The organism is Paenibacillus antibioticophila, assembly GCF_000455265.1.
Classification (GTDB): domain Bacteria; phylum Bacillota; class Bacilli; order Paenibacillales; family Paenibacillaceae; genus Fontibacillus; species Fontibacillus antibioticophila.
The window spans coordinates 77,940-98,154 of the sequence record NZ_HG005143.1; the positions used below are offsets into that span (position 1 = coordinate 77,940).

Consider the following 20,215-nt stretch of genomic DNA (forward strand, 5'->3'; position numbering starts at 1 on the left):
GAATGAGAATGATGAGAATAAGAAAAAAAGAAGGCCTGCTTGTTTTAACAGCATAGAAATACGTGTAATTCAACATATATACGTCTAAGTCGATTTTGAATCAGGCGAGCCAGGAGGAGATCGATATGAATAAGGAACATGAGCATGGCGGGGCATTCAGGGCCTCTGCCGAGAAGAGAGAGCGTAATTCGCGGACGGAATATGCGAAGAAGCTGAAGACAAAGCAAATCTATGATTGGCTGCCTCTTCAGCTGGAAATGGCGCATCATTGGATTGAGCATGAGAAGACGCAGACAAAACGGAATATGGCAAGAGGAGCCGTACACTTTTGCCAGTTCGGGGAAAATATCGGGTGTGAACAAAATGAAGAGCGTCCTGTCGTGATTATTTCAAATAATACCGTGAATTCAACATCGGGCAATGTACTGGTCATTCCATTAACAAAGAACTTGAAAATCCGTACCTTTCCAAAAACAGGGCAGCCTATCCTGACAAAGGAGGGCAATCCGATTCCGCGATTTCAAAGCCATTATTTTCTGTTCAAAAATAAATATGATTTTCTCGCGTTTGACTCGGCAGCCAAAACGGAAGAAACCACATCGGTAAGTAAAATACGTCTTAAAGATCATTTAGGTTCGCTCGACGAAGAAGATATCAGCCGACTGGAAACCCGGCTTAAATGGTCATTTGGATTGTAGAAACTCCAGAATAAGGTTGACTTTTTCAAATCGACAGGGTAGAATGAATATAAATTGATTCATTACGTCATCCACCCCGTCGTGGATAAACTCACACGTGCCCGCGTGTCGTTGAGTCCGAGAAGGAGCCGAAAGGCTCCTTTTTTATATTTGTTTCACACTTTCTAAGCTTCTTCATCTCTGCGTTGGCATCTTTAAATTCCCTCTTGCTACCATTTACCCGCTGGAACGAACTTTAACCATTTATCCCACCTGTCTATTTTTGTTTTTGTGATACAAGCCTCTCCCGTCGAATAGGATGTACAAGTAACTCATGACGTTGGAGGTTTGAATCAGATGCTTGGTTATATCGTACTCGGGCTGTCGTTGTCAGCCCCGATCGGTCCCGTCAATGCCGCCCAGCTGTCCAAGGGCATTCGGGGCGGCTTTATGTCGGCATGGCTGGTCGGTCTCGGCGCAATGGCAGCGGATGTGATTTATATGCTGCTTGTGTTCTTTGGTGTAATTCATTTTTTGAATATTCCGTTTATGCAGACCTTCCTGTGGCTGTTCGGCGGCTTCCTGCTCATATATACGGGCATAGAAAGCCTTAAGGATGCGGGAAAGTTTCAAATGGCGGATATGCGGGGCCGGGAGCCGTTGCTGAAATCCTTCATGTCCGGCTTCTTTATGTCACTGGGCAACCCGCTGTCCATTCTGTTCTGGCTCGGCATTTACGGCTCCGTGCTTGCCCAGACGGCGGCCCAGTCCGGATTAGGGGATCTGATCCTGAACAGCTTCTCGATTATTCTTGGTCTGCTGATCTGGGATCTAACCATGGCAGGATTCGCCAGTATTTTCCGCAAATATGTGAGCGACCGCTTATTAAAGGGTGTCTCCGTGCTGTCCGGGTTGTTCCTGATCGGATTCGGCCTTTACTTTTTGTTTGAGGCTCTGCAACTGCTGCTGCAAAGGGTGTAGCCATCAATAAGGCTGGCCTCAGCTCTGTCCGCCCGCCTGCTGCTTGCTCCATACTTTGCGCTGCATGAACCAGGCGACGAGGGCGATTAGCGCCAAGAATCCGAGACTCCCCCAGAAACCCGGCCTTCCCGGCCCCCTTGCCATGGTGCCGAAGACAGCTATTATAATGAAGGCAAGACCGGTCATCCGCTTGATCCGCCCCTTGCTCCCTTCTTTCAGAACTCCGCCTGCGGAGAGCAAAATAAAAACCCAATTATAGAGCAGCAGCAGCCCGGCAGCTATCGTAATCGTCTCGTAGATCGTGCCGGGAATGAGAAGGGATAATACGATGGAAGCCGCGAGCCCGATGGCCGACATGCCCAGAGCATACATAGGTCGGTCTTTCATCGCGGTTCTGGAAAAAACCGCCGGCGCATCGTGTTCTTCCGAGAGGGTGACGAGCATGGTCACGACCGCATACAAGGAAGCAACCATCGTGGAGAAGCCCGCGATAATCAATACCGCGTTGAATACATGGGGGATAAAGGGCAAATGAAATTGGCTCAGCGCCGTGATCAGCGGACTTTCCTTCGGGTTCAGCTTATCCGGTGCGATCAGGGACAGCACCAGTCCGATGGTCAAGCCGTACAGAACCGTCAGGAGCAGCAGCATGACCTTGCCGGCCTTCGGCGCATCCTTGGGCTGCTTCATCCGAAAGGCCATCATGCCCATGACCTCAATTCCGCCAAAGGCATAGAAGGCGAAAATGAGACTGGACCAGGCGCCGATCCAGCCCCCAGGCAGCCAGTTGCGATAGGCCTCGAGCCCTCCCTTCGGCCGCTCCCCGTGGAGCCACCCCATCCAGGCCGCAGCGGCTATGATAATAAACATTACCGTTGCCGCCAGCTTGGCGACAGACAGAATATTCTCGGTCGTATCAAATCCCCGGTTGCCCAGAAAAATGATCAGCAGAGCCAGGACCGCGAAGGCTGTCGCGCACATCCAAAGCGGCAGATTCGGCAGCCAGAAGCGGGCAAACATGGATATTGCGGTCAGCTGGCTTCCCATGATGAGAATCTCCGATAACCAATAGACCCAGCCGCTGCTGAAGCCGGCCCAGCGTCCGAACGCCTGCTTGGCATAGGTCCGGAAGGATCCTTTCTCGGGCTGCTGGGCCGTCATTTTGGCCAGAGATTCGAATACGGTATAGGTAGCAAAGGAAGCGAGCAGCAGACCTGCTAAGAAAGCCGGTCCTGCCGCCTTTAGCCCGATCGCCGAACCGAGGAAGAACCCGGTGCCAACGGTTGACGCAACCCCCAGCAAAGCCAATTGCCACCAGGCTAATCCGCCCTTCTCTTGATCCCCCTGTCTTCCTTTTTCCTTCACCCTTTACTCCTCCAATGATCTCGAAATTTTCCGGATGCAGTCCTTAACTCTCTGGGTTTCTATAATTGCACTGGAATTTATATTGTTGGAGGAAATCGGAATTAAAATACGTACGTTTCCTATTGCTGCCGATAAACCGGATTTCTTCTTGTGCCCCGCAGCGGAGAAATCGAGGTTCTATCCTCCCTGGAGGCGACGGGCCCATCTCTTCAGCTCAGTTGCTGTGTTATAATGGCTTAATTAGAGCGCTCAGCGGAGGTATAGCTATGGCTTTTGGCATCAGCAGACAAGAACTTAATCAATGGAAACAGGCGGTCTCCCGAGGGGAGATCGCCTATTTGACCCACTACTGGCTCGATCCGCGGTTCCCTGGCATCAAAACCGTGACCAAGGTAGGGTGCAATGATCTTGTGCGCCTGGAGGACTGGTGTCTGCGGCATGACCTAAGCCCGGATTACATTCACCACCGTCCGCCCTTCCCCCACTTCGATCTGCTTGGACACAAACAGCGGGAGATTCTGATTCAGGAACAGCTTTGGGAGCAATTGGAGCGATTCCGCCTTCTTTGATCAAATATATTTCTGAAGTGTCTCGGAGATGATAGTGCTCTTTAACGGCTTACAAATATAATCATCCATCCCCGCCTGCAGGCAAAGGTCCCGATCCTCATTCAACGCATTAGCGGTTACCGCAATAATGGCGGGACAAGCCCCAGGTGCCAGGGTCTCTTTCAATACTCTGGCAGCATCAAGTCCATTCATTTCAGGCATGTGCACATCCATGAAAATAATATCAAAGGCTTCATATGCCACCGCTTGAATAACCTCGTAACCATTCGCCACTGTCTTGGTCGTATGTCCTTGCTGCTCTAGCATCTTCTGGAGCACAATCTGATTCACTTCGTTATCTTCAGCAATCAGTATGTGCAGCTTCCTCGCTCCCTGATGCTGCTCCATACCCGGATCTTCATCCTCCTGCGGATAGACAGCGCCAAGCGTCACCTCGAATTTAAAGGTCACCCCCGGCCCCTGATGCTGCTCAACCCATATTTTCCCTTCCATCATCTCTACCAGCTTCTTCGTAATCGCCAGTCCTAATCCCGTACCTTCAAACCGCCGTGTCATGAATTGATCCAGCTGCGAGAACGGCTTAAAGAGCAAGGCCACCTTCTCCTCCGGAATCCCGATGCCGGTATCTTTGACGGCGAAGCAAAGACGAAGCTGCTGTGCGGCCTGGCTCAGACAGGAGACTTCAACCGTAATTCCACCGGAGTAAGTAAACTTCAAGGCATTTCCGATCAGATTCATTAAAATCTGCTTGAGCCTGTCCGGGTCTCCGATGACGAGCCCAGGAATTGCCGGATCGGCGTCAAAGGAAAGCGCAAGCCCTTTTTCGTTAGCCCGAATCTTCAGAATATCCAATGTCTCGGATACAGCCAGACGGAGATCAAATGTGCTTTCATGAAGCTCGCTTTTGCCGGCCTCGATTTTTGCGAAATCAAGAATATCATTAATGATGGCCAACAGGGTATCGCCGCTCTTGCGGATAATCTCCAGATACTCCTTCTGGGTTTCCGATAATTCGTTCATCTCGATCATCAGATCGGTCATTCCGATGATGCCGTTCATCGGTGTCCGAATCCCATGACTCATCATCGCAAGAAATTCACTCTTGGCCCGGTTTGTTCGCTCGGCTGCCTCCTTGGCGATTAACAGCTGCTTCTGTTCCCGGATATCCTTCGCAATAATATAGAATCCGACATTTTCGCCGCCGATAATGATCGGCGCAACCGTCGCCAGCACCTCTGCCTCCTGTCCATCCTTCTGACGGATACTGTTAATGCTCTTGTCGATTGCCGGCGTGGAGAAATTCGACTTCGCTGCAGATAAAATATCCCGCAGCTTGCTTTCGCCGATGAACATTGAAAAGCGCTGTCCGGTCATTTTCGAAATCTCGTAGCCCGTCAGTTTCTCGGCCATAGCGTTAGCATTGATCACATGGCCCCGCAGATCCAGAGAGAACACCGCGTCATGATTATATTTTTTCAGGGAATTATACCTCTCTACCGTCTCCTGAAGCTTGCGCTCCACACGTTTGCGGTCGGTAATATCCTGCACGGTCCCACTCATTCTTACCGGGGTTCCACTGTTGTCATAGCTTACTGTGCCCCGTAAATGCAAGTACTCCGTCTCAGTCTCCGGAATAGTATGCCTGAATTCAAAGTCGAAGACCCCGCTTTCAAGAGCCTCGCCAAGTGATTGGAGAAATCTTTCCCGTTCACGGGGCGAGAACTTGCTTAAGACCTCTTTCGACGTAACCGTATTGTTAGCTTGATCGAACCGGAGCATCCGGAACACATCCCCAAGCCAAATCACCCTGTCGTCAGGCAGACTCCATTCCCAGCTTCCGATCCGCGCCATGCCCATCGTCTCTTTCAGGATATCAATTTCACTTCCGGAGAGAGAGACCTCGCGTCCAACCACAATGAACAAGGGCCCGTTATCTGTCTCCTCAGCAATCGAGAAGTGAAAATCATAAGGCAGGTATGCGCCGTTCTTGTGCTTCAAGGTAACCTGTAATTCTCCGCGCCCATTCCGCACGATGTCCTGCCAGCTGCGCGTCTCTTCCAGCAAGCCCCATTGCGAGAACGGGACACCGATGATTTCGTCCGGCGCATATCCAAGCTTCTTCTCTAAAGACGGCGAGCAATAGACTCCGATCCCTTGCAGGTCGCAGCAATACACCAAATCCTCCATATGCTTCAGAACCATCCGGCTCAAGTCTTCACCAATCGCATATTCCCGCTTGTTGTCCATGTTCTGCCTCCGCCCTAGGTTAAATGGATGTAATGGTTCTATCTCTTAAATCATTATAGTTCAACAGCTTAAAAGTAAAATTTATGTATATCTCATTTTTCCCTTTTCAATGTGCCTTCGTCAAGCTATGATTACTCTGGGAGAAACCGTGTATAGAGATAAATTCATATTGAGGTGACGCATAATGGCTAATTCTGCTTCTGTTCAATCCGCCCCGGTGAGCTTGTTCAAGAACAAGTTCTATCAGACGATTCTGATCTCGAATATCTTTCTTCAAATCGGGATTTGGGTGCGTAATTTTGCAATTCTGATGTTTGTTACTGACCAGACCAACAGTGATCCGCTCGCGATATCCCTGATCTCGGTGGTCGAATTTGCGCCAATCTTTGTCTTCTCCTTCATCGGCGGCGCATTTGCTGACCGCTGGAGGCCCAAGCGAACGATGATCTGGTGCGATTTCTTATCCGCCGTTTCCGTCTTTGCAGTGCTTCTCACGCTTCTGTACGGCTCCTGGGAAAGCGTCTATCTGGCAACCTTTGTGTCCGCCATTCTGTCCCAGTTCTCACAGCCCTCGGTCATGAAGCTGTTCAAGCAGCATGTTCATCCGGATAAAGTACAACAAGGGATGGCGCTGTTCCAGTCCTTGATTGCCATCTTTATGGTGATGGGACCTTCGTTGGGCATCTTCGCTTACCATCAATTCGGCATTCATTTGTCCATCGGGGTGATGGGCGTTGCGTTCCTTCTGTCCGCTCTGGTCTTGTTCCGACTGCCTGCAGATGAAGAGGAGCATAACACGTCAAAAGAAAAGAAAGGCTCCAGCATCCTTCAGGAGCTGCGTGACGGCTTCCGCTATGTTTGGCAAAGTCCGATTCTGAAGGTACTCGGAGTGGCCTTTGCAATCGCAGGCTTTGCGATCGGCACCATTCAGACGCTCGGACTCTTCCTGGTAACAGAGCGTCTTGGTCAAGACAAGGAGTTCCTGCAATATCTCCTTATGGTGAACGGCGTAGCGATGTTAATAGGCGGCGGCGTGATCATGACGCTCTCCCGCAAGATTCGCCCGCAAATTCTTCTGGCCTTCGGCACGGCGGTCAGCGCGATATGTATTATAGGAATGGGATGGTCCAATAGCATATCATTAACCTTATTTCTGCAGTTTCTAAACGGCTTGACCTTCCCATGCATTCAGATCGGAATCAATACGCTGATTCTGCAGTCCACCGAGCAAAGCTATGTAGGCCGGGTAAACGGCGTGCTTAGCCCGATGTTCATGGGCATGATGGTCATTATGATGTCCCTGGCCGGCGTAATGAAAAAGCTCTTTCCGCTGGTCGGCATTTATTCTATGGCCGGGATTGTGATGCTGGTTGGAGCGATTATTCTCATTCCAATCTTCAAATACAAGCCTGCAGCAACACTGGATTCTTCGCACGGAGCAGCGGCTCCTCAGATACACTAGGCTCTCTAATCAGAAACCAGCTAATACCTTGTCAAGGGTGTCCCAGAAGTGATCATAAGATGAACTGAGGGGCACCCTCTTTCATTTCGTCAAACATAAAGAAACCGCTCTCTGGAAAATGGTGGTGCCACCCAACCATAAACCAATAGGAGACGGTTTCTTTGTACATTCGAACATTTGATATAGCAGGGATCAACTCTGTTTCCCAATATAAGCAATGCGGTACATTTGGTCTAAAGAAGTAAACACTTGGTATAACGGACATTATGTCTCCTTACGGTCCGCCTTTGGATGAGCCAGAATTGTAACGGACATTTCGGTTGCTTAGAGAGTAGAATCGAGTGAACCAGAGTCGTTTGAGCGTCCTAAGCGCCCGAAATGTCCGTTAACCCTTCGAATCATAAGAACAAGTCTGCTAAGGATCTAAAATGTCCGTTAGGAGTTTAAAGTATCCGACAGCAAGCAGCAGATGTCTAATCAGAGAACCGGTTGCTCACAAATAGGTGTCTGATTAGGAGAGGCTTTGACGCAGCTTACCCCGGAGGTGGACGAGACATCAATGTTCATGTGGATTGCAGGCAGACAAAGACCCGATTTCCGCATTACTAACCGTTTTCGCTCTGAGCGAATGAAAACCGTATTGGAGACGGTGTTTACCGCAACAAGAAAGAGTCCTGACAACCCCACATGCCTTTGCATGGGAGTTGCAGGACTCTTATTGCTGTCTCTTTTATATGAGTTGAACCAACTTATACCGATCAACGTTGATTGAAAATATCGGTAAGAACAGGAACGATTTGAGATTTGCGGGATACAACGCCCTTCAGCACGGCGGTGTTGTTCTCCAGCTTCACCTGATAAGCTGCCTCAACAGCATCAGCTGCTTTTCCAAGCGCAAGCCCTACAGAATCATTGTTCAGAATGTCTGTCACAACGAACAGGAACAAATCCAGTCCCTTGCGGTCCACGATTGCATTCAGAGCCGCCTCAAGCTCGGCCTGGCGCGAGAGAACATCTTGAACGTCTACCGCATTAACCTGCGCAATCTCCACTTTGGAGCCGCCCATATCAAATTCCTTCGCATCCAGCGAAATGAGCTGCTCGATCGTCTTATCGCTGAGATCGGCACCTGCCTTCAGCATATCCAGTCCGTATTCCTCCGCATTTACCCCTGCGATTTCAGCAAGCTCGCGGGCAGCAGCTACATCCTGCTCAGTGCAGGTTGGGGATTTGAACAGCAGGGAATCGGAGATAATCGCAGATAGCATCAGTCCGGCAATATTCGCAGGAACGGAAATTCCGTTTTCCTTGTACAGCTTGTTCAGAATCGTCGCAGTGCAGCCTACGGGCTCGGCGCGATAGTACAGAGGTCCGCTGGTCTCGAAATTCGCGATACGATGATGGTCGATAACCTCGACTACAGTAAGCTTCTCAATATCGGAGACGCTTTGCTGACGTTCGTTATGGTCGACCAGAATCACCTTCTTCACTTCATCTGAAGCCGATTCAATAACGCGCGGAGCCTGGAAGCCGAACTTGTGCAGCGCAAATTGAGTCTCGCCGTTCGGTGCGCCGAGAGCCACAGCTTCAGCATCCCAGCCGAGCTTCTTTTTCAGGTCCGCGTAGGCAATAGCAGAACAGATGGTATCCGTGTCCGGGTTCTTGTGTCCGAAAATCAATACTTTTTCCATTCGATTACTCTCCTTTATGATTTCGCTTAGAAAAGTATAGCTCACAACCAGATTTACAATCAAGACCTGTCCTGAGCGAAATGAATTTACAGCACCGGATAAACCATGTACCATCTAAGTAATCCGTGCTGCCGCAGGAGTTCGGCTATGAGTGCGTGTTCAAAAGATGACCTTCTGAACAACCTCGATAAGAGTTTCAGTTCCTGCTCAGGCGGCATTCAGCGGATGTTCAGCGATATCGGGCACAATAGAAGTACGAGTTCAAAAAGTCAGGTTTTCAGCACCGAGAAGGTTGCGAGAACCCGAAGAAGGAGGAACGGAGTGTAGGCAAACCCTACATGAGCGAAATGCTTCCAAAGGAAGCATACCTCGTAAGCATCCGCTCGGACTTCGAGGGTGAACGCTAGATTCGATGTCGAATCAACCTCTTGAACCCCTTCGTGATCAAAAGCTGACTTTTTGAACGACCTCTAAAAGTAATTATAGTTTGCGCTGCACTGGAGGCTAGTACCATGAAGAACATCAAGGGTGTCAAAATAATGCTCGTCGATGACGAGGCGCATATTACCCAGTTTCTTGAGCTCGGACTTGTGAATGAAGGCTTTGACATCCGGACTGCCGCCGATGGCATGACTGCGGTGAATCTGGCTGTTGAATACCAGCCTCATGTCGTTATCCTTGATGTGATGATGCCTGGGATGGACGGCTGGGAGGTCTGTCGGCTCCTGAAGAAGACGCTCCACAATGTTGCGATCATTATGCTAACCGCCAAAGACGAGGTGGAGGATCGGGTAAAGGGCCTTACGACCGGTGCGGATGATTATGTAGTGAAGCCGTTCAGCTTTGAGGAGCTGTTGGCCCGAATCGGAGCGCGCCTTCGCAATCAGTTCCCCGCCTTGTTCGGAGAAGTCAGCTTCGGCCCCTTCAAGCTCGATGACCGGCGGAAGGAGATTCAGTATAACCAGGCCGTGCTCGAACTGTCCCCCACAGAGTATGAGCTTTTGAAATATCTTGTCATCAATCACGGCATTGTTCTCAGCAAGAGCAAAATTCTGGAGCAGGTCTGGGGATATGATTTTGGCGGCGAGGAAAATATTGTAGAGGTCTACATCCGTTCCTTGCGCGAGAAGCTGAACGATAGGGAGCATCGGTTGATCCGGACGCTCAGAGGCGCGGGATACCGCGTAGACCTTCCATGAAGCCCGGCATCCGTCGGTGGTCCGGAAGGCTTCGGGACAGCTTTTCCCCCGCTTCTTTACGAACCCAGTTACTATCCAGATCACTCATTATTCTTGCTGTCCTGCTTCTGCTTATCGGTACCGTGCAATTTATTGTCATGAAAAATTTCCTGTACAGTAACCAGGCTGAGACATTGCAATCGCAGATCCGCGGCCTTCCGAAGGAGCTCTTGGGAGAGAACAGCTGGATTATCCGGAACCGGTTCAAGAATGAGGCAGGTACGGCGCTTGTGCCGCCCTCTGCATCGCCTCCTTACGATACGTCCGAGGCCGGGGAGCGGAGGCCGTTCTTATTTCTGCCGGACACCTCGATTGCATTGATCAATGCAGAGAACGAACTGATTAACCCCTCCTCCAACGAATCCGGGCTTCCCGCCCCGCAACTGACATCGGAGCAATACAGCAAGATCCGGAAGGAATGGGACACCCGAAATATACGGGCTTATCAAATCGCGCATGATCAAAATGGCACTGAGCAGCTTCTTGTGTTCCGTCCTGCCGACGGGCCGCGAAGCTGGGATCTGTTGATTCAGATGGGCATCTCTACAGCGCCGTTGAAGGCTATTGCCTGGCGGCAGCTGACTATCTTCATCAGTCTGTCCCTCATCGCGCTCGGTGCCGGGCTGATGCTCTATCTGTCGATTCTACGCAAAACCTTGACTCCGCTGAATCAGATGGTGAAGACGGTTGAAGAGCTGGATGCCGGCAAGCTGGACCGCCGCTTTGATACCTCTCTCGGGCAGAGCGAGATCGACCGGTTAGCGGAATCGTTCAACGGGATGCTGGAGCGGCTGGAGGCTTCCTTTGAAAATGAGCGGGAGGCCAAGGAGCATATGCAGCGGTTTATCGCGGATGCCTCCCATGAGCTGCGGACACCACTCACTTCGATTCACGGCTTCCTTGAGGTGCTGCTGCGCGGTGCCGCCGAGAAACCGGAACAGCTGAATGCGGCGCTTGGAAGCATGCTTGGCGAAGCCAAGCGGATGAAGAAGCTGGTCGAGGATTTGCTGATCCTTGCGAAGCTGGACCGAACTCCTGCTGTCAGCAGATCCGAGACTTCGCTGGATACATTGATTGAAGAGATGGAGCCGCAGCTGCGGATGCTGGCCGGAGAACGGAAGGTCATCTTCTCTCTGGCTCCGCATATCCGGGCTATGACGGATCGCGACAGAATCAAGCAGGTAATTCTGAATCTGTTCCACAATGCGGTACAGCACACAGACCCCGGGCTGGGAATCATCCATATTTCCCTGTCTGTCCTTGCAGGCAACTGGGCCGAACTCCGGGTGAAGGACAACGGTCCGGGGATTACACCGGAGCATCTCCCCCATGTATTCGAACGCTTCTACAGAAGCGAGGTCTCCCGGGTCCGCAACCGTCAGGGCGGGGCAGGCCTGGGGCTTGCGATCACTCAATCGATTGTTGAGGTCCATGGCGGACAGATCGAGGTCGACAGCACGCCGGGTGAAGGTGCGGCATTCATCGTGAAGCTGCCTATCCTAGCGGCGGACGCTCCCTCCCATTAATAACAGGGCCAGCCCGTTCCTCCACTTTGGAGGCACTGGGCTGGCCCAGTCTGTTGTTAGCAGATGTTAAGCTTCAATCTCAATTGGCTCCACGACATAATGCTCATATTTGCCATAATCACTCTGTCTGCATTCCAGGGCAAGCCGCGTGCCTTCCTCTTCATAGCTCGTATGCAGAATATTCGCATGCTCATTCAGATAAGAGACGACAGCGCCTTGATCATAAGGAATCAGCATGTCGCAACGGATGTAATCCTTGAAGACTTGCCGGGAGATCAAGCCCGCCAGCTCCTCAATGCCGATCCGGCGTTTGGCCGAGAGGTAGATCCGATTGTCCAGCGTTTCGGGGATCGCCTGCTCGGTCAGGTCTGCTTTGTTATAGGCATAGATAACGGGGATATCCTTGATGCCGATGTCCTCCAGTGTCCTGTTCGTAATATCGATCATACGCTCATACTCCGGGTTGGCATAATCCACGACATGGATCAGCAAGTCCGCCTCCGCCACTTCCTCCAGGGTAGACCGAAACGCCTTGATCAGATGATGGGGCAGCTTGCTGACGAAGCCGACCGTATCGGTGAGCAGAAAGGTCTTGTTATCCTCAAGCGGAATACTGCGGACCGAGGTCTCCAGAGTGGCGAACAGCATATTCTTCTCCAGCACCTGCTTCTCCTGCTCCGGGTTGAACCGCTCCAGCATCGCATTCATTATCGTAGATTTGCCTGCATTGGTGTAACCGACCAGAGAGACCACGGGAAAATCATTCTTCTTGCGCTGCTTCCGTTGCGTCTGCCGATGCAGTGTCAGCGTCTCCAGCTCTCGGCTTAACGCTGTAATCTTCTCTTCAATCCGCCGGCGGTCCAGCTCCAGCCTTGTCTCCCCGGCACCGCGGTTCTTGGTGCCCACACCGCCGCCCTGGCGGCCAAGCGATTCCCGCATCCCGACAAGGCGCGGCAGCATGTATTTCAGATGTGCAACCTCTACCTGAAGCTGCGCCTCGCGCGTCCGAGCCCGCTGATCGAAAATATCGAGAATCAGCACGGTTCGGTCAATAACTTTGCAGTCCAGGTCTGCCTCCAGATTGCGGATCTGCGAAGGGGACAGCTCATCATTAAAAATGACGAGATTTCCGTCATTGGCTTCCAGGAGCGCTCGAACCTCTTCTATTTTCCCGGTCCCAATATAGTGAGACGAATTAATCTTGGCCAGGTTCTGGGTAAGTGTCGCCACGACCTCAATGTCACAGGCCTCAGCTAGATTGGCAAGCTCCTCCATGGAGTATTCGAAATCCTTCTGATGATTCAGGTTTACACCGACCAAAACGGCATTCTGCTTTAATTGTTCCATAACATATTCCTCCCTAGCGTTCATGAATAGGTTTAACCATTACGGTCATGTTCAATCGCGCGGGAATGTGCTCTGCATAACAAAAAACACAGGCAGCAGCCTGTGTCGGAACAAACGAAAATAAAGGTGAGAAGGCCTTGGTCCGCGGCAAATAATGCGCGCTCCCGGCGGCTTCTCCTTTAGTCGGCATATTCTATTCAAAAAATGAGTCCCTTCGTCATAGCATACCAATCCCGTTTGCCCTGCACAGGTGCAGAGCCTTTGAGCACTATTCAATTAGCCGCGCAAAGTGGAAAAACGGAATTTAATATTAATCACGAGGAACCCTCCGTTCGCTTAAGATAGTTCTACTGTAACATAAAGCGGTTCGCCTGACAATTTGCGTTTGCAGTTCATGGCGGAAAAAGATGCTGTCTCCATAGGTCAGAGATCCAAGGAGACAGCCCTTCTCTTCATCTTACGGTATCAGATTGAATAAATGATAGATGATTATTGCCGCTTCAGCTCGTGTGGCGGAATCCTGTGGTGCAAACAGGTTATTTCCTTTGCCGTTGATGATGCCTGAAGCTTTCAGGACAGCAACAGCTTCTTGCGCATACGCGGAAATCTTCTCCTGATCGAGGAAGGAAGCGTCGATAGAAGAAGCGCTGAATTGGATTCCAGCCAACTGCGCAGCACGATAGGCCATGGCAGCTATCTCCTGTCTGCTAATGTCATCGCCGACGCCGAAGCTGCCGTCCGGCTTGCCGTTTACAATTCCCAGCTTCTGCGCGCTTGCGACGGCTTCGTAATACCAAGCTCCTGTCTTGGCATCCGTAAAGGCGCTGGATGCGTTAGCATCGCTTAACTCAAAGGAGCGGATCAGCATCGAGACAAATTCAGCCCGCGATACCTTTGCTCCTGGCTGGAATTTGTTATCACCGGTTCCCTGAAGGATTCCTCTGGCCGCGAGTGCGCGGATTCCCTGACGCGCCCATGCGGCATGATTCAGATCTTCGAAGGTGATATCTCGATAGGCAACGGCGTAAGTGCCCAAGTTGGAAGCTGACAGCTCCGCCTTGCCTGTATCGGAATGATAAGCCCCATTTACGATTAGCTGCGGTTGTCCCGCGTCATCTATGAAGAATACAATGACATGTTCCGGCTCTTGGCCTGACTCCAGCTTGTAATCCAATCCGATCCGAAGCATGCGCTTAGCAAGCCCGGATACGATTTTGCCATCGTGCTCCAAGACAACCTCGTACGCGGCAATGACTCCGCTTAAGCCGTTGACCCCTGTCAGATCAGGCTGTTCACCGTTCCTGGATACCTTCAAGGTGAGTGTTCCGCTTGCCGTTAGCTTTGACGGAAGTGCAGACGGATCGAAGGCTACCGCGGCAAAGCCCAGATCAAGACTCAGTTGCTTGATTCCCTGCTTGGATGCGGCATCAAGAAGCTCTGCCTTCAAGGCAATAGCTGCACGGTCCGCAGCGCCTGATGCGGCAACAATTGCCACCGTTCCATTCGCCGATTTTGCAGCTGCCTGGATGAACAGATCAGCCGGCACTTCGTAGAATACGGCCCTATTCGCATCAGGCTTAGCTTCGGTTAGCTGCAGCCTGTTTCCATTCACTTGTCCTGCCGTATCCGAAGGCTTCGTTCCTGAATCCGGCGTGCCCGGTGAAGGAGAAGAAGATCCGCCCGGTGTTGCAGGTGTCCCCCCTCCGCCAGAAGCGGCTTGCTGCCCGGAAATAACTACAGTGATTTCCCCAAAGATGTCCGGGGTGCTTACAGAGGTTGCCCGAATGGTCACCGTTCCGTTACCTTTGGCGGTTAATAACCCGGCAAGCGAGAGATCTGCGTATGCATTGCCGTTGATGATCGACCAGTTCACACGCTTATCGCCAGCATTTGCCGGAAGCACTTCGGCAAGCAGTTGCAGAGTCCCGCCCCTACTTGTAATACTCGAAACACCGCCGGCTCCGGATACCGCAACGCTCTCCACGGCGACCGGTTCAGGCTCAATGCTCTTACTGGAAGGCATCGGCTGCGGCGTAACCGTTGGTCCCCATACCTCCATCGCATCCGGTCCGCTCTCTTGCGGAACGAATTGAACGCGGTCAATCGCCAGCTTTCGCGGCTCCGTCTGACCCACGCGATAGTGCGTATGGTAGACCATAAACAATTCGGATCCAGCCGGCGAATAGATGAGAGAGTGATGACCCGCACCCGGCACCAGTATGTTTGACTTCATGATCGGGTTATATTCATACTTCGTCCATGGACCCGTCGGCGTTGGCGCTGTCGCATATCCGACCCCGTAATCCGGACTTTCAAAGTGATTCCCCGAGTAAGTCATATAATAGGTTCCATTATGCTTGATTACAAACGGTCCCTCATTGATCCTTGCTGCCGGCTGCTTTGTGCTTAGCTCCCAGTTTTGCGTAGGCGCAAACACAAATTGGACGGTGTCTTCCTTAATGGACTTCATATCTTCGTTCATTTCCGCAACCAGGATGTGATTATTATTGTTGAACCGAACAAAATACATATAGCTCTTGCCGTCATCATCCGTAAAAATATGCGCATCAATCTCAGGCGTATTCAGATGAAGCGGCGCCTGAACATCCTGTACAAACGGCCCTAAAGGCGATTCACTCGTCGCAACGGCAAGGCGTTCTTCTACGGCATAGTACATGTAGAAGGTTCCGTTCTTCTCGATCACCTCCGGCGCCCAGAACCGGTTATTGCCCCAGGTGTCTTCCTTGCTTAAGGCATAGCCTTGATCCTCCCAGTGCACTAGGTCGGTTGAGGTATATGCCTTGATACCGTTCTGCATACCCGGCCAATCCGCCGTATGAGTGCCGTACAAATAATAGATTCCGTCGTGGAACAGCACGTAAGGATCGGCGATGCCCGGTAACAAGTCAGGGTTGGAATAGGTCTGTTCCGGGAGTTGTTCCGCATACGAGCTTACCTTCACATTGTCGAACTTGGCCTCGGCATTCCAGGTTCTGAAGCCGATCGCTCCTGTGCCTGGATGAGCACTGTCCGTCAAATCAAACTTCGGATAAGGATTTAAATTCAATGGATTATCGTTGATGTAAATCTGGATATGCTCATCCTCCACAACGGCTTTGATCCTATAGGTCTGATTCAAATGGATCGGCAGCGGTCGGGCAGCAATCTCCCGCCAGATTCCGCCTTTCATCTCCCCGAAGACTGCCGATTTGTTGGCCGCATTGATGCCTATATAATAACTGTCCAGAGCATCCGGTCCGACTGCGGCATTGGCAGTCCGGAAGATCAGGCCCGCCTCCGTTCCGCTCACTAAAGTGACGTCAGCTTCATAAATGTAATCTGTGAAGTGCTTCCTCTTCAGCAGAGCCTTGTAGCCTGCTCCGCTATTCACAGTCAGAGCATGATCCGAAGAGATCTTCCAGGTTCCTCCGTAGGTCTCCCAATCGGAAATATTGCCTTGTTCGAAATCCTCCTCATATAAGACCTCCGGTACGGCGCTTGAGTCCTCCACTGTAATCACAGCCTGTGAGCTGTAATTGCCGCTGTGGTCCTTCGCAGTAATTATCGTCCGTCCCGGCGCCTTGGCCTGGACAAGACCGGAGGCATTTACCTCGGCAATACTTGTATTTGATGAAGCCCATATGACATGCTCTCCGCTTGCTCCCGTGTTGGTAAGCTGCAGGCTTTCCCCAACCTTCAGCGCCGCTGTCTTCGGCGTCACTTCAACGCCGCCGGTCATTTCGCGGACCGCGAAATAATCGAAGACCGCTTGCTTGGAAACGCCGGATACAATGCTATTGGCATAGAAGCCTACCTTGACGTCGCCAAGATCTGCCGTCACCGGATCCGATGCCTGAACCCATTGGTAGCCATCCCAGTAGAAGGTTGTATATACGTTGCCCATTTTGCGGATTTTGAGCGTCATGGTGTCTCCGCCCGGATGCGCAGCGTAGTTGCCCGGCTTGCGGTAGGTACGGTTCAACTCATAGGCCGTCTCGATAATTCGGCCGTTGCTCCATACATGACCCAGCTTCACGAAATTGTCCGCATCCTTCCACACAAACATTCCCGCCTGCTCATGATTGGCCGTAATGGGCATCGTCATCTTGGCGATGATTTCAAAATCACTGTTCTTGGATACCTCCCGTAAAAACACATTGTCTTGGGAGTTGTTATCCTGGTATACATCAGTCGCTGTCGTATTGATCGTCAGGGCTCCCGGATTTTTACTCAGACTCCAGTTCGCCTTGTTTTCCTTTACGATGGACCAGGCGGGATCCAACTGGGAGCCGTCAAAATGATCAATCGTAAATCCCGTCAAATCCGGTTCTCTTGCTTCACCAAGCACGGTAATCGGCAGCTTGACCTTCAAACTGCTGTTTGACTTGCTCGTAATCTCGACTGTCGTCGTGCCTGGCTTGATGCCGGTTATGGTGTAGAATGCCCGCCCGGTAGCCGTATCCTTCCCGCTCCAGGCAACCTCGGCCACCTGGCTGTCGGAGGAGACCGCTGCAAGCATCTTGTCAGTTCCAGCAATCGGTCTTGCTGCTACTTCTACCGTGGCAGAGGCACCCGCTCTGACGGAAACCGAGGATTTATCCAGCAATAAGTCTTCTACCGGGTTACTGCCGGAATCTGCTTCAATCCGCTCCAGTACAATATAATCCACCTGGGCAAAATTCATCTTGCCGGCAATCCGTATCGTATTCGAACCGCTCTCAAGATGAACATCGATCGAGGATGGATTGTAGTGTCCCCAGCCAAAGCTTGAATGAGAAATGCTCTGAGCTGCTCCATCATTAATCCGGACGGACTGCTCGGCTAACCCGCTGCCGGAGGACCCGTTGTCAGCCATAACAATAAGCGTATATTCGCCTCCATGCTCTACATCCACGCTGAATTCAACATAATCGGATGAAGTATCCAGTTGCCCGACGACCTTGCCTCCCGAGGCATTCCCTTCGTTGACTATAGCAGCCTTGCCGCCCAAATGCGCATCCTCTGCCTCATATTGATACCGTTCGATAGCAGGAGTACCCGAAGGCTCCTCGATGGCGGTGCCATAGGACACCGGTGTCCCAAAATTAGGCGTGCCATCGGCGTTCCAGGTGAATTTCTGTGCCCGAACACTGCGGTTGGCCCAGCCTCCGCCAGAGTTTTTCACAGCATGGTAGACAAGCCAATCCTCCGTCCCGTCCGGAGACACCGTGAAGGTGTTATGGCCGGGACCATATGCCGTAGGTGCTTTAGAGAATACCGGACCGCTCTTGGTCCAGGAAGCCGGATCAAGCACATTTCCATTTGTATTCGTCAGCATGCCCAGTGCATAATCATCCGTCCAGCTGCCGCTCGCCGAATAAACAATGAAGATCTTGCCGTCCTTCTTTAGAAGCTCGGGACCTTCATTAATATAGGGCTGGCCATTCAGCTCCCAGGCTTCTGTCGGGGTTGAGAGCATGACTCTCGGTCCGCTGATCGTCCATGGATTGCTCATCGGTGCAATGTACAGGTTTTGCTTGACATTCACTGTACCCTCCCAACCGGACCAAGTGAAGTAGAGGGAGCCGTTATCGGTCTGGAGAACCGCGCCATCAATCGCCCAGCGATCTGTTGAATCGGTAATCTTCCCCTTAAAGGTATATGTTCCCTGCGGGTCCTGCGAGTTGCCTTCAAGCACATACATCCGGTGATTGGCATTGTCGCCGTCATCGGCGGCAAAATAGATGTACCATTTGCCGTTAATGTACTGAAGCTCAGGAGCCCATAGATCCTTGGAGTACATCGTTCCGCTTGGCGGCGTATAGACGGTCACACGCGGCGCCGAGCCGATATCCTGAAGCCTTCTGGCTTTCGCCACCACAATGGAGCTGTCTCTCACAGACTTTACATAATAATAGTAGCCGTCCTTGAACACGATGGATGGATCCGCCGATCCTCCCCCTCCGGAGACCTGGACAATCGGATTCGTGACGGACCATGCGTCATAAACGGCATCCGTTGCGGACCATTCACCGCTTCTCCAGCCGTCAAAGGCAGTCCAGCCGCCTGCATCGCTATCGCTAAACCCCGGCTCGAGCCTGACCTCGGCATCCCCAACGGTATATAACGCAGTCACCGTGTCCGAGACCATCTCTCCCGCTCTCTCCGCATATGCCTTGATCATCTTCGCAGAGGATACAAGGATCGGAGAGCGGTAAATACGCGACTGACGGTCAGGCTCGCTCCCGTCCGTCGTATACCGGATGACCGCATCATCTGCTGCCGAAGACAATGTTACGAGCTGAGAGCTTTCATTATGTCCGCCCGCAAGACTGAACATCGGTGCACTTGTCTGAAGCTCTGCATATTCCTTAACGACGATATTATCAATCGTCGAGGTTCCCCACCAGGTACGCAAGCCAATGGCTCCGCCCTCCGTAATCTCTTTGCCGTCCTGATCGATGTAATCAATCACCGGAGAGTCCATGTTGTTCACAAATACCTGAAGGTGATTGCCCACTGCAACCACCTTCAAATGCCCGCTCCTCCAGGGGATTGAAACGGTCTGAAGCTCCTTCCACTCATTGTTGCCAGTAACCCGGCCCAGCATGGCCTTCTTGTCAACCCTCAAAGAGACATAGTAGCCGTTATAGCCGTCGGCAACATTTCCGTTCAGATGATCCGAGACTCGAAAGAGCACGCCGGTAGAGTCGTCATTATCCCCCCCTACAGCGAAATCTGCCTCGTAGACCAAATCAGTGAACGAAGCGTCTGGATACACCGACTTGGTTCCGTCCGAGCCGGTTACTTGATATTGTCCATGATTTACCTGCCAGGCATTGCCGCCATTCGCTGCCGCATAAGTAACCCAGCCTGCGGCAGCCCCATCGTTGAAATCCTCCTTGAACACATTCTTAGGCGGATCCGATGACGGAACCGGATTTGCGCTTGCAAGCGCATTCAAGGGTTGAAACAGTGAAAGGACGACTGAAACCGATATGAAGATGGATAGCGTCTGTCTGAGTGCTCCGCGGGTTGCCTTTTTCCATGAAAATAACAAGTCCCTTCCTCCTTCAAAAAGTTTTGGTCAGTGCTATAAGGAATATCACATTTACATTATAGAAATCGCATGG

General features: G+C 51.6%; 11 protein-coding genes. 6 read left to right on the forward strand and 5 right to left on the reverse strand.

Translation table 11 applies throughout. The features are described 5' to 3' along the window. Positions 1–125: 125 nt before the first annotated feature. Complete coding sequence (locus TX85_RS23180; protein WP_044482278.1) at positions 126–698, forward strand: type II toxin-antitoxin system PemK/MazF family toxin; 573 nt, start codon at positions 126–128, stop codon at positions 696–698. A 327-nt stretch (positions 699–1,025) separates the two neighbouring features. After that, the gene (locus tag TX85_RS23185; protein ID WP_044482279.1) at positions 1,026–1,658 is read left to right on the forward strand and encodes a LysE family transporter; all 633 of its coding nucleotides are present in this window, start codon (positions 1,026–1,028) and stop codon (positions 1,656–1,658) included. An 18-nt stretch (positions 1,659–1,676) separates the two neighbouring features. On the opposite strand, the gene TX85_RS23190 is transcribed toward TX85_RS23185, so the two are convergent. After that, positions 1,677–3,023, reverse strand: a complete 1,347-nt coding sequence (locus tag TX85_RS23190; protein WP_044482281.1) for an amino acid permease — start codon at positions 3,021–3,023, stop codon at positions 1,677–1,679. A 266-nt stretch (positions 3,024–3,289) separates the two neighbouring features. Between TX85_RS23190 and TX85_RS23195 the strand changes: the two genes are divergently transcribed. Next, positions 3,290–3,592 carry a hypothetical protein gene (locus tag TX85_RS23195; protein ID WP_044482283.1) on the forward strand — a complete coding sequence of 101 codons (303 nt, stop codon included), beginning with the start codon at positions 3,290–3,292 and terminating at the stop codon, positions 3,590–3,592. Here the strand turns inward: TX85_RS23195 and TX85_RS23200 are convergent, their stop codons facing one another. Next, complete coding sequence (locus tag TX85_RS23200; RefSeq protein ID WP_044482284.1) at positions 3,593–5,839, reverse strand: ATP-binding protein; 2,247 nt, start codon at positions 5,837–5,839, stop codon at positions 3,593–3,595. Between the two features lie 184 nt (positions 5,840–6,023). Here TX85_RS23200 and TX85_RS23205 point away from each other — a divergent pair, with 184 nt between their 5' ends. Beyond that, positions 6,024–7,301, forward strand: a complete 1,278-nt coding sequence (locus TX85_RS23205; protein WP_044482285.1) for an MFS transporter — start codon at positions 6,024–6,026, stop codon at positions 7,299–7,301. A 758-nt stretch (positions 7,302–8,059) separates the two neighbouring features. On the opposite strand, the gene TX85_RS23220 is transcribed toward TX85_RS23205, so the two are convergent. Then, on the reverse strand, positions 8,060–8,992 hold the full coding sequence (locus tag TX85_RS23220) for a manganese-dependent inorganic pyrophosphatase (RefSeq protein ID WP_044482288.1): 933 nt from the start codon (positions 8,990–8,992) through the stop codon (positions 8,060–8,062). 512 nt (positions 8,993–9,504) lie between these two features. On the opposite strand from TX85_RS23220, the gene TX85_RS23225 reads away from it, so the two are divergent. Beyond that, entirely contained in the window at positions 9,505–10,191 is a 687-nt protein-coding gene (locus TX85_RS23225) for a response regulator transcription factor (protein WP_044482289.1), read from the forward strand. Beyond that, positions 10,188–11,756: a sensor histidine kinase gene (locus TX85_RS23230; RefSeq protein WP_044482290.1), complete on the forward strand. Its 1,569-nt coding sequence runs from the start codon at positions 10,188–10,190 to the stop codon at positions 11,754–11,756. The genes TX85_RS23225 and TX85_RS23230 overlap by 4 nt, the downstream gene beginning before the upstream one ends. A 66-nt stretch (positions 11,757–11,822) precedes the next feature. Here the strand turns inward: TX85_RS23230 and hflX are convergent, their stop codons facing one another. Both hflX and TX85_RS26620 read right to left on the reverse strand, forming a co-directional pair. Next, positions 11,823–13,103 carry a GTPase HflX gene (gene hflX, locus TX85_RS23235; RefSeq protein ID WP_044482291.1) on the reverse strand — a complete coding sequence of 427 codons (1,281 nt, stop codon included), beginning with the start codon at positions 13,101–13,103 and terminating at the stop codon, positions 11,823–11,825. A gap of 457 nt (positions 13,104–13,560) precedes the next feature. Next, on the reverse strand, positions 13,561–20,142 hold the full coding sequence (locus TX85_RS26620) for a family 43 glycosylhydrolase (RefSeq protein WP_049895200.1): 6,582 nt from the start codon (positions 20,140–20,142) through the stop codon (positions 13,561–13,563). Positions 20,143–20,215 lie beyond the last annotated feature (73 nt).

Bases quoted from the DNA above. Each gene is read 5' to 3' on its own strand.
- TX85_RS23180 (WP_044482278.1), top strand. From the start codon at position 126: ATGAATAAGGAACATGAGCATGGCGGGGCATTCAGGGCCTCTGCCGAG.
- TX85_RS23195 (WP_044482283.1), top strand. From the start codon at position 3,290: ATGGCTTTTGGCATCAGCAGACAAGAACTTAATCAATGGAAACAGGCG.
- TX85_RS23200 (WP_044482284.1), bottom strand. From the start codon at position 5,839: ATGGACAACAAGCGGGAATATGCGATTGGTGAAGACTTGAGCCGGATG.
- TX85_RS23205 (WP_044482285.1), top strand. From the start codon at position 6,024: ATGGCTAATTCTGCTTCTGTTCAATCCGCCCCGGTGAGCTTGTTCAAG.
- TX85_RS23220 (WP_044482288.1), bottom strand. From the start codon at position 8,992: ATGGAAAAAGTATTGATTTTCGGACACAAGAACCCGGACACGGATACC.
- TX85_RS23225 (WP_044482289.1), top strand. From the start codon at position 9,505: ATGAAGAACATCAAGGGTGTCAAAATAATGCTCGTCGATGACGAGGCG.
- TX85_RS23230 (WP_044482290.1), top strand. From the start codon at position 10,188: ATGAAGCCCGGCATCCGTCGGTGGTCCGGAAGGCTTCGGGACAGCTTT.
- hflX (WP_044482291.1), bottom strand. From the start codon at position 13,103: ATGGAACAATTAAAGCAGAATGCCGTTTTGGTCGGTGTAAACCTGAAT.